General features: G+C 54.7%; 16 protein-coding genes. 11 read left to right on the top strand and 5 right to left on the bottom strand.

Features of this window, described 5'->3' with window-relative positions; genetic code table 11:
- The first annotated feature begins 164 nt into the window (after window positions 1-164).
- The 8 genes from H7849_RS10125 (at window position 165) to H7849_RS10090 (ending at window position 12,697) form a co-directional block, all read left to right on the top strand.
- Window positions 165-566 (top strand): type 2 periplasmic-binding domain-containing protein, encoded by a 402-nt coding sequence (locus H7849_RS10125; RefSeq protein WP_186746208.1) that lies wholly within the window; start codon window positions 165-167, stop codon window positions 564-566.
- A gap of 1,132 nt (window positions 567-1,698) precedes the next feature.
- A complete protein-coding gene (locus tag H7849_RS10120) occupies window positions 1,699-3,306 on the top strand; it encodes a sigma 54-interacting transcriptional regulator (RefSeq protein WP_186746206.1) in 1,608 nt (535 codons plus the stop codon).
- A gap of 322 nt (window positions 3,307-3,628) precedes the next feature.
- Window positions 3,629-3,937 (top strand): hypothetical protein, encoded by a 309-nt coding sequence (locus tag H7849_RS10115; protein ID WP_186746204.1) that lies wholly within the window; start codon window positions 3,629-3,631, stop codon window positions 3,935-3,937.
- The gene (locus H7849_RS10110) at window positions 3,938-5,170 is read left to right on the top strand and encodes an efflux RND transporter periplasmic adaptor subunit (RefSeq protein ID WP_186746202.1); all 1,233 of its coding nucleotides are present in this window, start codon (window positions 3,938-3,940) and stop codon (window positions 5,168-5,170) included. It begins immediately after the preceding gene.
- Window positions 5,171-5,211: 41 nt separating this feature from the next.
- Window positions 5,212-8,424 (top strand): efflux RND transporter permease subunit, encoded by a 3,213-nt coding sequence (locus H7849_RS10105; RefSeq protein ID WP_186746200.1) that lies wholly within the window; start codon window positions 5,212-5,214, stop codon window positions 8,422-8,424.
- On the top strand, window positions 8,417-9,859 hold the full coding sequence (locus H7849_RS10100) for an efflux transporter outer membrane subunit (RefSeq protein WP_186746198.1): 1,443 nt from the start codon (window positions 8,417-8,419) through the stop codon (window positions 9,857-9,859). The genes H7849_RS10105 and H7849_RS10100 overlap by 8 nt, the downstream gene beginning before the upstream one ends.
- 150 nt (window positions 9,860-10,009) lie before the next feature.
- On the top strand, window positions 10,010-10,378 hold the full coding sequence (locus tag H7849_RS10095) for an ATP-binding protein (RefSeq protein ID WP_186746196.1): 369 nt from the start codon (window positions 10,010-10,012) through the stop codon (window positions 10,376-10,378).
- 1,452 nt (window positions 10,379-11,830) lie between these two features.
- Complete coding sequence (locus H7849_RS10090) at window positions 11,831-12,697, top strand: LysR family transcriptional regulator (protein WP_285288944.1); 867 nt, start codon at window positions 11,831-11,833, stop codon at window positions 12,695-12,697.
- A gap of 24 nt (window positions 12,698-12,721) precedes the next feature.
- On the opposite strand, the gene H7849_RS10085 is transcribed toward H7849_RS10090, so the two are convergent.
- Window positions 12,722-13,210: a universal stress protein gene (locus H7849_RS10085; RefSeq protein WP_186746192.1), complete on the bottom strand. Its 489-nt coding sequence runs from the start codon at window positions 13,208-13,210 to the stop codon at window positions 12,722-12,724.
- A gap of 413 nt (window positions 13,211-13,623) precedes the next feature.
- Here H7849_RS10085 and H7849_RS10080 point away from each other — a divergent pair, with 413 nt between their 5' ends.
- Together H7849_RS10080 and H7849_RS27080 are read left to right on the top strand one after the other, a co-directional pair.
- A complete protein-coding gene (locus H7849_RS10080) occupies window positions 13,624-13,944 on the top strand; it encodes a cupin domain-containing protein (protein ID WP_186746190.1) in 321 nt (106 codons plus the stop codon).
- A gap of 251 nt (window positions 13,945-14,195) precedes the next feature.
- A complete protein-coding gene (locus tag H7849_RS27080) occupies window positions 14,196-15,164 on the top strand; it encodes a FecR domain-containing protein (RefSeq protein ID WP_186746188.1) in 969 nt (322 codons plus the stop codon).
- 597 nt (window positions 15,165-15,761) lie between these two features.
- Here H7849_RS27080 and H7849_RS10070 read toward each other — a convergent pair.
- From H7849_RS10070 to H7849_RS10055, 4 genes are all read right to left on the bottom strand, one after another.
- Entirely contained in the window at window positions 15,762-16,667 is a 906-nt protein-coding gene (locus H7849_RS10070) for a pirin family protein (protein WP_186746186.1), read from the bottom strand.
- A 147-nt stretch (window positions 16,668-16,814) separates the two neighbouring features.
- A complete protein-coding gene (locus H7849_RS10065) occupies window positions 16,815-17,282 on the bottom strand; it encodes a YceI family protein (RefSeq protein WP_251106728.1) in 468 nt (155 codons plus the stop codon).
- A 915-nt stretch (window positions 17,283-18,197) separates the two neighbouring features.
- Entirely contained in the window at window positions 18,198-18,659 is a 462-nt protein-coding gene (locus H7849_RS10060; protein WP_186746184.1) for a cupin domain-containing protein, read from the bottom strand.
- 11 nt (window positions 18,660-18,670) lie between these two features.
- Window positions 18,671-19,309 (bottom strand): LysR family substrate-binding domain-containing protein, encoded by a 639-nt coding sequence (locus tag H7849_RS10055; protein ID WP_186746182.1) that lies wholly within the window; start codon window positions 19,307-19,309, stop codon window positions 18,671-18,673.
- Between the two features lie 90 nt (window positions 19,310-19,399).
- On the opposite strand from H7849_RS10055, the gene H7849_RS10050 reads away from it, so the two are divergent.
- A complete protein-coding gene (locus H7849_RS10050) occupies window positions 19,400-19,597 on the top strand; it encodes a hypothetical protein (protein WP_186746180.1) in 198 nt (65 codons plus the stop codon).
- Window positions 19,598-19,803 lie beyond the last annotated feature (206 nt).

Here is a 19,803-nt window from a genome sequence, read left to right as displayed (position 1 = left end):
TAGCCAAGCTACGTGCGTGGATCAGATTGAGGCGCAGGCATGATCCGCATTTCTGGCGCGGATAATGTTTGCGTGGCGCTGCTGCCGCACTTGTGCCGGCGTTATACGACCGAACGTTATAAGGTGAACTTGATTTCCTACCATGGCAGGCTGATGCCGTTGACATGCTGGAGCGCGGAAAGCTTGACCTCATTCTCCATCCTGACGACGGCTTACTGCCCTCTCACTTCAGTTCGCAGAGGCTCTACAGTGAGGACTGGATCTGCACTGTTGCGCGCCAGAGCAAGTTTGGAGATCGCCTGACCTTGAAGCAGTACCTGAATGCGGAGCACCTTGTTATCACAACTATCCTAAGCGTGCAGAACATCCCCGACAAGCAGCTTGCCGGGTTGGGTGTTAAGCGCCGCTCTTCTGTTCGTATGCTCTATTTTGGCGCGGCCCTTAGTTGCCTTCCTGGCACGGAACTCATCCTCACACTGACCAATGGCATGAGGGAAATGGTGGAAAGGAATTCCACTTTGCGGCTCGTAAAGCGCCACAAGGGTTGCGTCCATTTCATTTCTTGATGGTGTGGCATCCGAGGCTCACTACGGACGCGCGGCACACATGGCTTCGCGAGGCGATACGCCAGGGTTCGCCTCAAGCGTCTGGACATCCTCTTTAGCCACTGCGCACGACGACACCGAACTGATTGATTCCTCTCCGTCTACCCGATAAGCCGTTCCTGTGCTGCGGACTATCCTTCTTGAGTGTTCGGCAACCCGTCCCTTGAGATTACTCAGGGTTGCGCATTGCTGGGGGAACTGGGGACGTCCATGATAGGTAAGAGTCAAGGAAAACGGAGACTCACCTTGACTCCGCGGAATGGGTCTCGGATCACTCCTCGTAACAGGGTTCTCATCCAGAATGGCTCATAAAGGAACTGCCAGGAAGCTCTTGCCATCCACGACAGCATTGGCGACGCAGCCATGCCTCCACTTCGACCGCTTTGATGTCATCGAGACGGCGAGTTCTCCAACGGGCTTTTATCCATCGCCGAAGATAACCACGATAGGTCTTCTGCGTTGCAGTGCTTCGGAAATTGTTATCGGCTCTCAATTCCCTTTGTTCAAAGTGCTCACAAGCTGGGCGATCTTGATTGCGCGGAAACGATCCTGAGTGGATCTTGTATTGGCCTGCACGAGAAGACCGGCAGCGGAGTGACGCACCGCGTCCGCATCCGAGTACTGCTCAACCGTTCCGATCACTCTCTTGCGATATACTCGCCGGCCGTTCAGGTCCTTTTCCGATCAGTGGAACTGCCAGACGTCCGGCCCGTTTGTTTTGGCGGTCTGAATTACGCTTCCATGTCGCATGGCTCACCTCCTGCTGATTTAGACAGGAGGAAATTGTCCCGGAATGCCGGAGTCAGGCAATCAAAGACTCGTCTGGATCAGTTCAGGACACTGCTTTGCGCAGGCAGTGATGTAGATTGTTGTGTTGAGTTGAGTTCAACACCGGGTACTTGGCCTTACCCTGCGCCTGGATGGAGCGCGTTTCCCTGTTAGCGCCAACGGAGGATGTGGTCTTGCGTTAAGCCTGTTAACGTAAACTGCTTCTAGTGGGATTGTGGTTTTTGGTTTTGGTCTTCTGACGCGGTATCGATCGTGTCCACGCGGATAGACTCTGTTCAGACAGGCCCAGCTGTTTGCAAAAGAAATGAACACGCAAGCGCAACTAGAACGCCAGAACGAGCGACTTCAACTACTCCTAAATCTAACTACCCGAATCACGTCGAACCTCGACTTGCGGGAGGTCGTGCGCGCAATTGCCGCGAATATACGCGAAGTCATACACGCCGATGCCGTAATCGTTTCACTGCCCGATCCAACCTCGGAAACCTTCAGCGTATTTGCCATGGATTTTCCGCACGGCAAGGGGGTCATGAAGGAAGAGCTTCTTTTCACGCCAGCCGCCGCCGTTAAGCAGGCGTTAGACACCTTGAAACCAGTAGTGATAGACGCTCTGGAGCGGGACCAGGTCGCGTCTGAGCTGTATGAGATCGCGGCTGTGGAGGGCATAAAGGCCGTTTGCGGCATTCCGCTTGTAAATCGTGGCAGAGCGCTCGGAATCCTGGCGATCTCACGCAAAACCGAGATTCCATTCACATCGGATGATATCGACTTCCTGAGCCGAGCTTCGGGACAGATCGCCATCGCAATCGAAAATGCCTTGGCATATCGCGAAATTTCCGAACTGAAAGACAAGCTTTCCCAGGAAAAACTCTATCTCGAAGAAGAAATCCGCAGCGAGTGGGGTTTTGAGGAGATTATTGGGAATACCGCGGGGTTAAAGCACGTTCTGCAAATGGTCGAAACGGTTGCCCCGAGCGATTCTACAGTTCTGTTGCTTGGCGAAACTGGAACTGGAAAGGAGCTAATCGCTCGCGCAATTCATGACAGCAGCCGTCGCAAAGAGCGCACGTTTGTGAAGCTGAACTGCGCTGCCATTCCGACGGGGCTGCTTGAAAGCGAATTGTTTGGCCATGAAAAGGGCGCCTTCACAGGAGCCATCAGTCAAAAGAGTGGCCGACTGGAACTCGCGGATCAAGGCACTCTGTTTCTGGATGAGGTGGGTGACATTCCGATTGAGATTCAGCCGAAGCTGCTGCGTGTCCTGCAAGAGCGTGAATTTGAGCGGCTAGGCGGCACTCATACTCGAAAGGTGAATGTGCGTCTGGTGGCAGCGACCAATCGGGATCTCGAAAAGATGACTGCTGAGCGCGAGTTTCGCAGCGATCTGTTTTATCGGCTCAATGTGTTTCCTATTCGGATTCCGCCTCTAAGGCATCGCAAAGAGGACATTCCCCTGCTGGTCAGGTATTTCGTCCAGAAGTTCGCGAATCAAATGCAGAAAAAGATCGAAGCTGTTCCTACTGCTGTTATGAAAACCCTGACGGCTTGGGACTGGCCGGGGAATATTCGCGAATTAGAAAACTTCATCGAACGTGCCGTGATCCTGACGCGCGGCAAGTCGCTTGAGGCGCCCCTTGGTGAATTGCACAAGTCGCATGTTGATGAACCAGTGAAGGCGCAGCAATCTACGGGGCAGGAAGATATTGCGCGAATTGTAAAAGAAACAATTAGCGCTCTGAACATTGGTAACGAGCGTGGTCGGAAACAGCGAGACGACATTGTGCGAGCGCTTGCGGAAAGCAAGGGGCGTGTCGGTGGGCCTGACGGAGCCGCCGCGCGGTTGGGCATCAATCGCACTACCCTCCTGTCTCGAATGAAAAAGTTCGGCATCAATCCCCAACTGTACACGTAAGTGCGGCAATCTCCGTCCTGTCAATATAACGATTCCTCTAACATCGGCAGTTTCAACATTCAAACATTGAGTGTTAAGTAGGAGCAGCCCCATAGCGTGCTCTTGACGTTACAGTCGTCGCTTATCCAGAGCCGAGTGTCGACCGATTCCGGCCTAATCCTCACCTATTCATTTAGCTGTTGAATTTCTTCGACAGTCTCAACGCTCAATTCGACTTTCGACACCCATCGTTCTCAATCTGGCGCTGAAATCCAGCGAGTTACAGCCTTCGCGGGTTTGGCATGCACCTTGCCTTGATTACACACGTAAAGGACAAGACAGCGTGTTGAGGATATCCATCTGCGACGGCCGTAGCCAGCGCCGGCTGCTTTTAGAAGGCAAGCTCATTCCACCCTGGGCCACTGAGCTACGGACTGCGTGCGAAAAGGCCAAAGCAGACCTTGACGGCCGCGAACTGATTATCGAAATGAACAATCTAAGCGCCATCAGCCTGGAGGGCGAGAACGTGCTGCTCGAGTTGCTGAGCGAAGGAATCAAATTCCGCTGCCACGGTGTGTTCACCAAACTCATTTTGCGGCAACTCGCTCGGAGAGCACGCGCAAACGTTCAGGGGGCAAAGGAGAAACAATAAATGAAATTCAATTCCATTCTGCAATTGAAACATGTGGCCTGGGGATCAGCCGGCCTAGTGGTGGTCATCCTCATACTGTCTGTCACTCATCTGGCGGCGAAGCCCAGAACGCAGGCGTCTCCGCCGCCGGTGGTGGAAGTGGCGCCCGTCGAGCAGAAAGACGTTCCGGTTTACGGCGAATGGGTCGGAACTCTCACCGGACAGGTGAATGCGGATGTAAAAGCACAGGTCACCGGCTATCTGCTCACTCGCAATTACAAGGAAGGATCGTACGCCCGGAAGGGACAACTCCTGTTTGAGATTGATCCCCGCCCGTTCCAGGCGGCACTCGACCAGGTGAAGGGCCAGTTAGCGCAGGCACAAGCACAACTGGATCAGGATCAAGCGCAGCTCGCCACGGCTGAGGCGACCCAGCTCAGGAGCCAGCTTGATGTGGACAAGTACGGCCCTCTGTCAAAGGCGGATGCGGTAAGCAAACAGGATTTTGATAACGCAAACCAGACCAACCTCGCCAATAAGGCCCAGGTGCAGGCGGCTCAGGCAGCTATTGCTGCTGCAAAAGCTCAGATCCAGGCCGACCAAGCCGCTGTCGAAACCGCCAGCATTAATCTCGGCTTCACCCGCATCGTTGCTCCGATTGACGGCATCGTCGGTATTGCACAGGCACAGGTAGGTGACTTGGTCAGCACCAGCAGCGGACCACTGACTACAGTTTCGACGCTCGATCCCATCAGAGACTATTTCTCTGTCAGCGAACAGGAGTATCTCGCGTTACAGAAGCGGTTTTCAGATTCCAACACAGACCAGTGGAAACTGCAGCTCATACTGGCCGACGGAACCACCTATTCGCACGAGGGTAATTTCTATTTCGCGGATCGGCAGGTGAACCAAAATACAGGCGCCATCCAACTAGCCGCCCTCTTCCCCAATCCCGGCAATGTTCTGCGTCCCGGTCAGTACGGGAAGATCCGTGCCGTGGTTCGAGTGCAGCAACATGCCTTATTGATCCCTCAGGCTGCCGTTAACGAGCAGCAGGGCAGCTATCTGGTTTCTGTTGTGGGGAGTGATAACCACGTCGCCATCCGCCCGGTTCAAGTCGGAGAGCGGACGGGAACGATGTGGGTGATCCAGGACGGCTTAAGACCTGGCGAACACGTGGTCGTCGAAGGCCAGCAGAATCTCCGCCCGGGAATGTCGGTACGCACCAAGCCATTCAAAGGCAATGTCGAGTAAGCGCTGAATGCCTTGCGCAAACCTCAAAGGAATGAAAAATCATGTCCAAGTTCTTCATTAAACGGCCCATCGTGGCGATGGTCATCGCAATTCTTATGGTCATCGTCGGCGGAGTCACAATCGCAACCTTGCCGGTGGCACAGTTTCCAAACATCGCCCCGCCCGAGATCACGTTGCAAGCCACCTATCCCGGCGCCGACGCCAAGACTCTGGAGGACGCGGTCGCCACGCCCATCGAGCAGCAAGTCAACGGCGTGGACAACATGGACTACATGTACTCCGTAAACGCCACGGCCAATCAACAAACGACCTTGTTCTCCGACTTCAATGTCAAGACTGATCCCAACACGGATCTGCTGCTCACGCAGTCGCGGGAGCAACTGGCGACCGGGCAGCTTCCGCCCCAGGTGAACAGCTACGGAGTCACGCTTAAGAAGGCGAGCCACGCGCCGCTCATGCTGATTGCCCTATATTCGCCGCACGGCACTCACGATGCGGCCTATCTGGCGAATTACGCCTATATCAATCTCAATGATCCAACCGCACGCTCGTACGGAGTCGGCCAGACCACGATCTTCGGTGCCGGGCAGTATGCCATGAGGCTGTGGGTGAAGCCCGACCAATTGGCGAAGCTCGGCATTACTGTCACGGACATTCAAAATGCGATCCAGGCGCAGAACACTGTAAACCCTGCGGGTCAGGTCGGAGGCGAACCGGCTCCAAAAGACCAGCAATTCACCTATGCTGTGCTGGCTCAAGGACGCTTAACGACGCCGGAAGAGTTTGGAAACATTATCGTGCGCGAAGCGCCAAATGGTGGCATCGTCCGCGTGAAAGACGTGGCCCGCGTCGAGCTGGGCACACAGGACTACAGCATGGTCAGTCGCCTGAACGGTAAGCCCGCTGCCGTCATTGCCGTCTACCAGTTGCCCGGAACCAACGCTGTGCAAACGGTGCAGGGCGTGCGCAAGCTCATGGCTCAGATGAAGCAGCGCTTTCCGCAGGATATCGACTATGTCGTATCACTCGACCAGACAGCCCCGGTCACAGAAGGCATTAAAGAGATCATTGTGACGCTCTTGATTGCAATTGTGCTGGTGATCCTCGTGGTCTATCTCTTCCTCCAGGATTGGCGCGCGACGCTGATTCCATTGTTGGCCGTGCCTGTCTCCCTGGTTGGAACCTTTGTCCTCTTTCCGCTGTTCGGTTTCTCCATTAACACCCTTTCGCTGTTCGGCCTGGTACTCGCTATCGGCCTGGTGGTGGACGACGCCATTGTCGTTGTCGAGGGTGTTCAACGCCACATCGAGGAGGGTTTGAACCCCAAGGACGCGGCTCGAAAAGCCATGGACGAACTCTCCGGGCCTGTGATTGGAATCGCCCTGGTTCTCGCTTCGGTATTCGTGCCGACCGCGTTCATTCCGGGCATTACAGGAAGGCTCTACCAGCAATTCGCCGTGACGATCGCCATCTCCGTTGTGCTGTCCGCATTCAACGCACTGACGCTCAGCCCGGCGCTGGCCAGCCTCCTGTTGCGGCAAAAGAAAGAGAGCCATGGGCTTTTGCAGCGTTTCTTCAACTGGTTCAATCGCCTGTTCGAACGCGCCACGGGAGGCTACGTCCACTGGTCCGGCGTGCTCCTTCGCAAGGGTGCAATGGTGCTGGTGCTGCTGGTGATTTGCGGCGTGGTCGGAATCTTCTTCGGCAGTCGGGTACCCTCCAGCTTTTTGCCTGATGAGGATCAGGGGTACCTCTACATCAACATGCAGCTACCCAATGCGGCCTCGCAGGAACGCACAAGCGCTGCGGCGAGACAGGTGGAGAATATTCTCGCGAACACCCCGGGCGTCCAGTACACCACAAGTGTCATCGGCTACAGCCTGCTCAGTTCCGTCCGGACCAGTTACAACGCTTTCTTTTTCGTCACTCTGAAGCCCTGGGATGAGCGCAAAAGCCGGATCGAACAATATCAAGCCATCAAGGCGGGTTTGAATCAGGAGCTCAGGCAATTGCCCGCCGGAACGGTCTTCAGTTTCTCACCGCCGGCGATACCGGGAGTCGGCACCGCCGGCGGAGTAACGTTTGTCCTCGAAGACCGCGCCGGCAGGGATGTCCCATTTCTTACCGACAACCTCGCTAAATTCCTGGCGGCCGCTCGCAAGCGCCCTGAGATTGGCACGATCTTCACCACATTCATACCGAGCGTGCCGCAAAAGTTCATCCAGGTGGACAAAGAGAAGGTGCTGAAACAGGGCGTTGCCTTGACGGATGTTTACAACACTATTCAGGCAAACATGGGCGGCCTGTTTGTCAATTACTACAACCAGTTCGGCCGAACCTGGCAGGTGTACATCGAGTCCGAAGCGCCCTACCGGTCAAATACCGAAGACCTTGGGCAGTTCTATGTGCGGAACAACCAGGGCGAGGCAGTGCCGCTATCCGCACTGGCAAGTTTCGACACCCGCTCAGGCCCCGAATTCACGATGCGCTATAACGAGTACCGGTCAGCGCAGATCAACGCCAGCGCCGCGCCCGGTTACAGCTCTGACCAGGCAACGGCGGCCCTGGAAGATGTCTTCAAGCAGACCATGCCCAAAGAAATGGGCTTCGACTACATGGGCATGTCGTACCAGGAGCAGAAGGCGCGAGAGGGAGTACCGTCTTCGGTGATCTTCGGATTCTCGCTGCTCTTCGTCTTCCTGATTCTTGCGGCGCTCTATGAAAGTTGGTCGCTGCCATTCAGCGTTCTGCTCAGCACGCCGGTAGCGGTCTTCGGTGCCTTTGGCGTGCTATGGCTACGCCGTGTCGTACTCGGCCTCTTCGTACCGCCATATATGCTCCAGATGGAAAACGATGTCTATGCGCAGATCGGGCTAGTGATGCTCATTGGTTTGGCAGCCAAGAACGCGATTCTGATCGTGGAGTTTGCGAAGGAGCAGTACGACCAGGGCAAACCGTTGATGGATGCGGCGCTCGAAGGCGCACGGCTTCGCTTGCGACCCATCATGATGACATCCTTCGCTTTCATTCTTGGATGTATTCCCCTTTGGACCGCATCCGGCGCAGGCTCGGTCGCCCGCCAGATCATGGGCACCACAGTCATTGGAGGCATGATGGCCGCAAGCGTGCTCGGCATATTCACAGTCCCAGCGATTTTCTACCTGGTGGAGCGGTGGTCCGCGGCAGCCCGGGACCGTCTCGTCACTGCAGAGCCTAAGCAGCATGCGATCACGGAGGATGAACAAAATGCGTAACGGATCGAAAAACAGTTTAGGCGCAAAAGCTACGCTGTTTGTCACGTTGTCGGCGCTCATGCTTTCAGGCTGCACCGTCGGGCCTAATTATCATCGGCCATCCGTGCAGACTCCAACCTCGTTCCGTGCGCCCGACGAATCGCAGCAGGCCCAAGCGCAAGCTGCACCTTTCGCCGATCTGCCTTGGTGGCAGGTGTTCAATGATCCTCAATTGCAGGATCTGATCCGCACGGCGCTGAAGCAGAACTACGATCTGCAACTCGCGGTCGAGCGCGTCAACGCAGCGAGAGCGCAGGTCGGCATTACTCGATCGAATGAGTTTCCGCAGGTCTCAGTCGACCCGAGTTTCAGCGGCGGAAAGACCGACCAGAACATTAAGTCCAACATTTTCTCGCTTTCCGCCGACGCGATCTTTCAGGTGGATTTCTTCGGGCGCTATCGCCGCGCCACCGAAGCGGCCCGGGCTCAAATGCTGGCTACTCAAGACGCGCAGCAGACAGTAACTCTGACGCTCGTGAGTGATGTGGCAAGCGATTACTTTCTGCTTCGCGACCTCGATCTGCAGCTTCAGATCGCAAAAGAGACAGTGCGAACCCAGGAGGATTCTGTTCGGCTCACCGAGCTGCGCCTCCAGCACGGCGTGGGCACAAAACTTGATGTGCTTCAGGCCCGGCAAGTACTGGATACCGCGAATGCGCAGATCCCGGACCTGGAACGGCAGATTGGTCAGACCGAGGACGCGATTAACATACTCCTGGGAAAATATCCGGACAATGTTCCCCGTGGTATGCCCCTTGGAATCGAGACGCCAAGCGGTTGGACGTGGAGCGAGAATTTGCCTCCGCAACTACCTTCGGGGCTACCATCATCACTGCTCGAACGCAGACCCGATATTCGTGAGGCAGAGCAGAACCTGGTTGCAGCAAACGCGAACATCGGTGTGGCCAAAGCGATGTTCTTCCCGCAGATATCGCTTCTCGGCTCCGGAGGCGCGGCATTTGGACATAGCCAGTTTAATGGGTCGAATATCCCCGCCCCTCCCGGAGTAGGAAGTTACGCGGCGACCTTATCGCAACCGCTCTTCACAGGCGGGTACCTGCGCAACAATCTGCGCTACGCCAAGTCGGAAGACCGGCAAGCATTGATCAGCTACCAGCAGACCATTCAGCGCGCCTTCGGCGATGTCTCTGACGCTTTGATTGGCTATGACAAATACCATGCGGTCCGTGAGCGCCAGGAGCAGACCGTAAAGGATCTTCGGGAGTCAGTCGACGTGTCACTCATGCGCTACAGAGGTGGGACCACGAATTATATCGATGTGCTCGATAGCCAGCGATCTTTATTCGATGCCGAACTCACCCTGGCACAGGCACGCAACAACGAATACCAAAGCCTGGTGCAGCTTTATAAGGCGCTTGGCGGAGGGTGGAAGTAAAGGCTGCAAGTTCCAATGGAGTTGGAAGATATGGCTCAAACACACGCACACTCTCTTCTACCTTGCACATCTGATGATCTTTTCTTTGTTGAGTTGCGTCAGTCCTTGCCGAGTCAAATCCATATTATCTCGCCATTCGTAGACCAACTCATGTCCTTCATCACAAAGTCTCGAAATAAGGACGGGAGCGAAACGGACATTGAGATGGCGTTAATCGAGGCACTGGAGAATGCCGTGGTTCACGGCAACTGCGCGGACCCTCACAAGCGCGTTTACGTAACATGCCGTTGCACTGCGGAGGGCGAAGTCTCGATCACGGTTCAGGACGAGGGACAAGGGTTTAACACAGGTACTTTACCCGATCCAACCGCTCCGGAAAATCGGCTGCGCACTTCCGGGCGCGGGATCTACGTGATGAAAACGTTAATGGACGAGGTTTGCTTTGAGAAGAGCGGCGCGGTTGTACATATGTGCAAGAAATCCAATGCTGGCTCAGCCGCTAAGACTGTTGCGCAATGACGCGAATGTTCTGCCACCAGGGCTCAGCCACGGATGGTTGGTCAGGCAACCGTTGGCTGCAGTGACGTACGCCTCTATCGAGCTGGCCCACACTTGGGCCATTGGTGAGCATCATCGGCGTCTTGAAGTGCGGAATCTCGGTGAGGCTCCTGTATGCGATCCTCACCCGACTAATCAACCGCGACACGCGATTCTCGCGCAAATAACAATCGGCTACCTATCACGGCATAACTTTGGCGGGAGGAATTCCTCGTGCAGGAAAAACAAGAAGGCAGAGTCCGTCGCACTTACAGAGATAACGTCGGCAATTCAGGAAAATGGTCCAGATTCAAGTGTGCTGATGACGGCGCCGGCACGATTCCAAGCATCTGCGTCAGTCTCTTCACTATGTTAGGCAGCGGACTAGTGTCCATCATCTGCATCGCACTGTTCGCCCGGTTAGCTAGCCTGCTGCTGAAGCTTTTGATCTTGATCTATTTGCGAAAATCGTGACAACACGAAACGAACTGTACTGAGATCCGTCGAACACAGTTATCGTTGTGTACAGTGCGCCTAGCGATGGCTTACACCGTGGGGTGAATGGGCATCTCGGTGCCATTTGCACGATATAGGACACGCGTGCAAGCAGTTGCGAGTATGAGTTTATGCATGGCCGCATAAATACCTGGGCGCTGTTAATCGTGAGGAAGACCAGCGGGGTATGGCAATAGAGGCGGAGGCAAGGTGTGGGTAAATTGAGCAAGGCTCAAGCCGTGGCAAATGGAATGAAGGCACTTGAATCCGATTTCCAGTTTCGCAGGTGCGATATCTGCGAAAAGTCAGCCACTTGGCTCGTACGCGACGAGCATTGGGAACTAACGTCAAACCCCAAGTGGGTGAAGGTGACGCTGATGGGGAACCGAATCATTTCTGCGATGAGCATACACATGAAGCGCAAGTCACTGTTCATCACGCGTCGGGAGACCTATAGACGACCCTTCGATGAGCGAGCCACTGGCGGGGTCCCGAAGAACGTCGCCTGTAACCTGCTTACGTCTCGCCGGAAGGAAATCGACCTCCGCGCCTCGACTTGCTCCGGTCACGACTGCGATCAAGCTTTACTCCTTCGTTGTCAATCCATCATACCGAAGGCTATTTCTCCAGTAACAAAATCGCAAGAATACACTAAATTGAACGGGACTGCCCCAAGCGCGGATCGGGAAGTTCTGTGAGCAACGCGCCAAAAAAGAAGCACACATTCTCCCCTGAAGCCATCGCGAGAATTGCCGCCGGACAGAGCGCAGTTGGTAAGTAGACATCCCTTGTTGCGCAGGCTAGAAAAACTCATCGCTATAATACCTTGCAAATGTCTCGCCTCTCGATCAAAAGAATTCCCGTATTGGCGTCTCTGGAACTTGATCTTCCATGACATCAAATCTACGATAATTTCCTGATCGGCCAAGTGATAAACGAATGCTGGAGAATCGTCATCTACGGTACTTCATCGAAGTAGCCAGATCTTTGCATGTTAGAAGAGCAGCGGAGCGTCTTCACATTGCCCAGCCTGCACTTACTCAGAACATTCAGCAGCTCGAGAGCGAGCTGGGGGTCGAACTCTTTCATCGCGAGAGCCGTCATCTCCGTCTGACAGAAGCCGGCCAGATCTTTCTCGCTGAGGCGGAGCAGAGTCTTCGTCAGTTCGACCATGCCCAGAAGAGCGCCCAGCGCGCCGCACGTGGCGAGGTGGGGAAAATCGTTCTTGGGTTCCAAAGCACTGCAGGTCTCTCTGTCGTACCAAATCTTCTTCAGAACTTTCGCACAGAGTTTCCAGAGGTCGAAGTAACTCTGATTGAATCAGGCAGCACAGCCCAGAAACGCGCATTAAGGAGCGGGGAGATCGATATTGGCCTTGTTTACGCATTGCCCGATGCGGGCTTCGCTTACCGTGAACTCGAGCCTGAATCCCTCGTGATCGCTTTGCCTGAGGACCACCCGCTTGCCGCAAAGGACTCTGTCGCCATTGCAGAACTCCCGCAAGAGGCCTTTATATTGTCATCGAATTCGGCGGCAGAGGTTTTGCGTCACGCCGTCATGACGGAATGCGCCGACGCGGGCTTTCAGCCAAAGAGAGTCCAGGAAATCACCACAGTGCAGACAGCTCTCGGCCTGGTTTCCGCTCGATTCGGCATTTCGATTCTTCCAGCCTCTGTTCAGGTTCTCCTCCGTCGAGGTGTGATACTTCGGCCGATACGCGATAGCCGGATTCAGGTGGGCCTGACGTTCCTGTGGATGAAAGACAATCGTTCTCCGGTCCTCGCGAACCTCGTGAAATGCCTCTGAGAGCAAGTGGGCCAGCAACGACTTTCATGAGGATGGCTGCTGGGCCCGGTTCTGACCCACACCCGACGAATGAGGAGGACTCTCGTTGATCTCGAGCAGAGGGCAAGGGGTATGGTCCGCTACGTCGTGCGCCGTGGAATTGAACGCTCCGAACTTGTGATGTTTTGCCAGGCCGATGACCAGGAGATCTGCATGCTCACGTTGAGCAGCTCGAACGATCCCGGATACTTCTCCTCCATCGACCAGAATTGCGTCCGCGTTAACGTCGGCCGCCGTCGCTCTCTTTACAGCGTTTTGTTGAAGAGTTCTGAGCTGACTGCGCTTCCCTTCGAGCGACTCATCCACTACTGATGGGGAGACGATCGCAGCGATATTGTAAAAGGCAGGCAGAGCCTCGACGACTGTGACGATTTTCAAATCAGCTCCAAGAGGCTTAGCAAGTTCGATGGCCGACGCCAGGGCATGAGCGGCTTCTCGTGATTCATCATAGGCAACCATAATTGTATGAAACATAACGAACCTCCTGACACAATTGCGCGATGGGCAATGTCCGGTTAGCTGTGGTGATGATGGTGCGAATGAAAATGATCCTCGCTCAGAGTGACGATGACGATAGCGGCAGCAATCGCAGGCAAGAGAAAGAGCGGAGCTAAAGAGGTAAGCATAGCGACCTTCTTCCTTCAAGACCAGAAATACGATCTTGAAATACACCATAAGAGATGATCTAAGAAACTACCCGGAGCGATATTGTTTAAAGCGGTATTTGATAAGCCCCTGCTATCAGATAAGTTGTGACTGGGATACGACGACGTAGCTCTGAGCAGAGCCTCTGGTTATCGCATTCGACTCTCCTGGGAGTGGCCTAGAATGTAAATGAGCTAAATTCCTTAGTCCTTCGCGCGTTGCACCGAAGATAGGAAGTTCTCATGCCCTTCGTGGATACCAACAGACTTAAGGTCATCGAACGGCTACAGGGATGGAAGGGACGTTATGTTCACTCGCCCAACATGACATTAGCACACTACGAGTTCGCAGCTGGGTCTACAATTCACGAGCACTTCCACCCGGAAGAAGAGGTTTATGAAGTGATCGAGGGTGAACTCGAATTGACAATCGACGGAAAAGCCGAGATTGTGAGGCCTGGCATCGTTGCCATTGTGCCTGCGAACACCCGCCATTCCGTCAAAGCTCTGACGGATGGGCGTCTTATAGTTGTCGACCACCCAGCCCGTCCGGATTTTGGATAGGCAGAGCCCGACGCAAATCCAAGATAGTTCATTCGAATGCCCAACAATGGGTCGCTGTAGTTCCTTGTAGCAGGTAATGCATCCAACAACCTCAAGAATCGAAGCGCTGCGCTCGGTCCAAATCATAAGAAATTTTCGCTCTTCATCATCTTTGGATATATTTCGATTCGCCCCGCAGCCGGGAGTTCGCACCCAGCACGCATTTGCGCCGTTTGTGGGAGGACTACATCTAATAGACAGAGGTTGAATGTATGCCAAGGTTGAAGGCAATTTTGCTGCTTTCCCTGGCGACTCTGTTGGCACCGGCCCTGATGTTAGGCCAGAGCGCGAACCCAGCCGAACCAGGGACACTTAATTACGTAGAAGGCCAGGTTTCGATCAATGGTCAAGTTGTGAACTGGTCATCTGTCGGCTTCACTGCTTTGAACGAGGGACAGGTAATCGAGACTGGAAATGGAAAGGCAGAGGTCTTGCTGGCGCCGGGTGTGTTTCTCCGGGTAGGTGACAACAGTGCAGTAAGGATGATCTCGCCCAACCTTGCCAACACAGAAGTTGAGCTCATAAAAGGACGCGCCGACGTAGAGGTTGATCAGTTATTCAAACAAAACGATCTGCGTGTGCGGATGAAAGGTGATGAAGCACGCCTGCTCAAGACGGGGCTCTATGCCTTCGACTCCGAACTCGGAACAGTGCAGGTGTTTGACGGAGAGGCAGAGGTATTGCCCGTCGATGGCCAGCAGAAGCCAATTGTGGTGAAGGATGGCCATCAGTTGGCAATGAACGGAGATGGAGAAAAGCCAAAGCACTTCGACAAAGAGGCGTCAGAGGATGCACTGTACAACTGGAGCAGCCTGCGATCTCAATATCTAGGTGAGGCGAATGTGCAATTGGCCTCCGAATACGAGGGAGTACCGGGTTTTGCGCCAGGTTGGTTCTGGGATGGTGGGCTGTACGGCTACACGTGGTTACCTGGCGACGGTGCTTTTTTCGATCCTTTTGGGTATGGCTTCTACTCGCCCTACTATTTATATGGTGGCGGGTTTGTTTATGGATATGGCCGCGGCTACGGTCGGGGTGGTTATCGCGGCGCCTATAGGCAAGGACAGACCGGCTTCCATAGTGGACGCGCTGGTGGATTCCATGGCGGCTACGGCGGTGGGTTCCATGGCGATGGTGGCTTTGGCGGTGGTGGCTTCCACGGCGGTGGTGGCCATCGCTAAGACTGAAGCAGGCGAAGCAGCGGATGAGATTATCTAAGGATCCGCCGCTTCGTTGTTGTTTGCAGGACTTGTTCTCGGTCCACTGCGGACTGGCAGAGTCGAGCTCGCCATACTCAACCGTGGTCCGCTCAAGGTGATTTTCCGAAACTCCGATTTCATCATGCAAGCCCTTCGTGGTTGACGTAACCGAGGCGCCTTCACAGACAAGCTAAAGAGGCTTTCATCCAAAAATTCGCGACCCGTTTCCCATGGCCCTCTCGTCGTTCTGCCCGCGGAGATGCGATTCATATGTTTTCATCAAGGGTGGGAGCTCTCATCCTCGCCCGAGCGGTGAATGACGACCGCAAAGCAATCACAGTCCCAGTCGTGGCCGCGTAGTCGCAAAAATGGCGATGGCTGACTTGGGTCTCACTTGCATTACCGAACGCCGGTGTACTCGGCCAGCACCGGAACCAATGCTCGCGCAATCGGGCATGAAGGAAATCCTCCATGTCCGCTGTCTCGTCCTCAAGCACGCGATCAGCCCGCGTTCATTAACGTCAAAGCGCCAAGGGAGTGGCTTGGCGCTCGGCGTGCTCTGTAGCTTTGCACCTGGACTCAAGAATGACGAATGAAGATACCGTTCTGCAACTCGGTCATGGCTTGGCGTAGCTGCTCCTGCGTGTTCATGACGATGGGGCCGTGCCAGGCCACCGGCTCCTCGATCGGCTTGCCCGATACCAACAGGAATCGAATTCCCTGCGGTCCGGCTTGCACTGTGATCTCGTCGCCGCGGTCGAACAGCACCAGGGAGTGATTCCCAATGTCGTAGACCGGCGCTGCGTCGGGCTTCGCAGTCTGCTCGGTCAGGACCGCGCGCGGATCCGAGGCATCGCGGAAGCTGCCGGAGCCCGCGAATACGTAGGCAAATGCGTTACGTGTGGTCTCCACCTTGAGCCGCTTCCGCCGGCCCGGCGCCACGGAGATATCGAGGTAATTTGGATCAGCGGCCACGCCTTCGACCGGTCCCCTCTTGCTCCAGAACTCGCCGCAAATAATGCGGACGCGGGTGGAGTCGTCGTCGGTCACCTCTGGGATCGCACTCGATGGGATGTCCTGATATCGCGGGTCAGTCATCTTCAGGGATGAAGGCAAGTTCGCCCATAGCTGAAAGCCATGCATGCGGCCTTGCGCGTCACCCCTGGGCATCTCCTGATGCAGAATGCCGCTGCCAGCTGTCATCCATTGCACGTCGCCGGCTGACATTTGCCCCTTGTTCCCCAGGCTGTCGCCGTGCTCAACCGAACCGGCGAGTACGTAGGTGATGGTTTCGATGCCGCGGTGCGGATGCCAAGGAAAGCCGGCAAGGTAGTCTTCCGGGGAATTGTTGCGAAAATCGTCCAGCAGCAGAAATGGATCGAAATCTTTCGTCTTGCCGAAGCCGAACGCACGCTGCAGTTTTACACCGGCACCTTCGATTGTGGGCCTGGCTTGAATAACTTCTCTGACTGGTCGAAGTGACATAATTCTTCCTCCTTCGGTGCCGCTGGTGGACAACCGGATCGATTCACCTGCGGTGATGGATTCAGGCCTTTACGAACTGGAGATCCAAAGTAATGGTGATCTCTTCGCCGACAAGTACGCCGCCGGTTTCCAGTGCTGCGTCCCAAGTCAGGCCGAGTCTTTGCGGTTGATCTTGGTGGTCGCTGCCAGCCCGATGCGGGTATTGCCCCAGGGGTCCTTGGCGGCTGGAGACGGTCCATCGACAACGAAGTCCACTTTGCGGGTCACACCGCGAATGGTCAGGTCGCCGGCGACAACCAGATCGCCATTGGCATTGCGCGTGACGCGCGTCGAATTCAGGTTCATGGTGGGAAACTCGTCCGCGTTAAAGAAGTCGGCGCTCTTCAGGTGCGCGTCGCGCCCCTCATCACGAGTGTTGATCGAGCCGACCTCAATCGCGGCTTTCACGCCGGAGTTGGTCACGTCGGTTTCGTGCAGGGACAGGGTACCGTTTACGCCCGTGAACTGCCCTTTTACGTTGGAGATCATCATGTGTTTTACCTTGAACTCCGCGACGGAGTGAACCGGGTCGATGTTCCAGGTGCTGATGGCGGGGGTGGTGGCGAGTGTGCTCATGTTAACTATTCCTTTCACATTGTTTAATTCGTTGCGATAATAATCGTTGCAACAAATATTTGCTCACACGTGGCGATCAGCGAAGATTACATTGATCGTTTCGTAATGCTTTTCAATCTCTTTGATCGCTTCCGCATCTGCCCTGGCGGCTACGTTTCCCATTAAGACAGCATCAGGCTAGATTGCGCCGGGTAGGCCTACTTTTAGAGGCTCGCAGGCTTAGCAGACACACGACCGTTGCCTAAAAGCGGAGGTCAGGGCAGAGGTTTACAGGGCAGAGGACGCGGGTCCATTAAGGGTCCTGATCGTTCCCAATAGCGCCAAAAGAGGCCACCCGTGACGCTATTTTCTGTTAGTTACGATTTTCCTTTTTGCTGTCACGGCAGAGGTCGCGGGTTCGAGCCCCGTCGTCCCCAGCCATAAACCTCAGACATTAAGTTGTTTATGGCCATATAAGGGTGCTCAAGAGGGTGCTGAGCGTTCCTCTCAACATCTATATATATTCTCAATCTCCCAAGCCAACGCATCTGAAACCGCCTGCAAAATGCTTTCCGAAGCCATCGAGTCTCCAAACCGCAAAAGGCTGATAGAGGCGATCTAGAGAGCTCAAGGCCTTATGTTGCAATCATCTCGACGCTGCAGCAAGACGGCGACATGCTATGTGAATGAAGTCGGCTTCAGACTGAACACAGGCAAGGGTGTAAGGAAGTTTCGGAGGTTGGACGAATGTATTGAATACCAGACCTCTGCCGAATAGAGGCAGAGGTCTGCTGAAACATTAACAACTTCACGAGCTTGAGGGTGCTGAAGAGGGCGCTGAGATGGGTGGCGACATAGCCAGAACTCTGATGATGACATCTTGTTGAACCTGTGAATTGGTGGAGATTATCGACCAATGTGTTCTGATCCCTCTGGTCAGTACTCTGCCTTCTCGCCCTTTGCAGGGATCGAGGTCGGAGCACCTGGGGTGCCAGCATATGTAATGAGAAGCACGGTGGGTTCGTCGCCTGATTCGCCACGATGAACATCGTCGACTGACTCTCCGACGGCTTGTCCATGATGAACCACCAGAGTTTTGCCGCTGTCCCGATCGTGTAGCGTGAGAGTGCCTGAGAGCACGTAGACAGAATTCGGAAATGGGTGAGTGTGCCACGGTAAGACAGTATGTAGTGCGATTGTCAACTTGATGGTGGTGAGCTGCGGCTGGCCTGTCGGATAGTGTTCGTATGGTTTGCCGTTCCACGACTTGGTAGTCTCCAGCAAGACTTCACGGTGACCAGTTGCAACATTGGTCGCACTGTTTTGAGCGAATGCGGCCATCAAAGAAACTCCCGCCAGGATGACGGCTATCCTTACGCTACGACTTTTGAGGTTCATGGCTGCTCCCTTCAGATTTTTCCTTTTGGCAATGTATCTGCCTTGCTCTTAACGGTTTCCCGCGTGGAACCCCAATACGGAACACCGTTGTGCTCGAATTGGTAATGCCAATACTTACCTCGTTTTCTTGCACGGATTTCCCCTTCAAATGCTGCCCGCACGGAAGGAACCCGCTTGCACTTTTCCAGATGGTCAAGTACATGAGCTTCGGATGAATTTCTTCTTGCTGCGCATGAAATCAAGAAAAGATTTGTGCGTTTCTCCTTCGCGATTTGGAGACCACGCCATGACCAAGTCGATGCCGCCCCCGGATCGATGAGTGGGCAGAAGGAGAGATCGCTGAACTGCCTAAGTTGGAGGCCGGAAGGCAGCAGCGTTACGCCTTCGCCCGCTTCTACCAAGGTAAGCACGCTGGAAACGAGATTCGATGCCTGAACAATGTTCGGTGAAAAACCTGCCTGCGCACAGAGTGAAGTGATCTTATCGAAGAAAGTGGGCGCGATGTCTCTGTCGCATACGACGAAGCGCTCATCGGCCAGATCACGAAGGCGGAGGCCCACCCGCGAGCGGATGATCTGCGGGAAGTACCGCCACCACTGGGTCCGTATACAGCAGTTCGGAGCGGAGCTGGGCATCGTAAGGAGGCTCAAGCGGCCGCGTGAACTCCAGGCAGCATATATCAGCCAAGTTCTGTGCTCCTGCCTCGAAATCCGATCGAGTTCGTTTATCCGCATGGGTTTATGCTTCGCAAAGTGAACAACAGCGGCGACATGAGCTGGCACAAAGGCAGGGTATTCATCAGCGAGGTTTTACGATTTGAGATTCTCGGCTTCGAGCAGGTCGACGAAGACTTCTACAAGGTCTATTTTCGGGATGTTGAGATTGGCGAGTTTGACGCGAAAGCGCTTCGCTTCCGGCCGGTTCAGGTCTTGCGATGAATGGATGTTCGAAGTCAATTTCCGACAAGGCGGTTGGTCGTAGGCTTCGGAAATTTGACTGGGGCACTTCGCGTACGCCTTGTAAAAGGCGGCCGTTATGAATCTGACTCGGAGCAACTGCCCCGCCTTTCGGGTTGAATGGTCACTGCTCTTGGGGTATTAGGGACAAGTGGACGGAAAGTGCGGTTAAGGATTCTGGGCTCTCT

Origin of the sequence: Alloacidobacterium dinghuense, assembly GCF_014274465.1 — a bacterium.
Classification (GTDB): Bacteria; Acidobacteriota; Terriglobia; order Terriglobales; family Acidobacteriaceae; genus Alloacidobacterium; species Alloacidobacterium dinghuense.
This window is presented reverse-complemented; position numbering and strand designations above follow the sequence as displayed.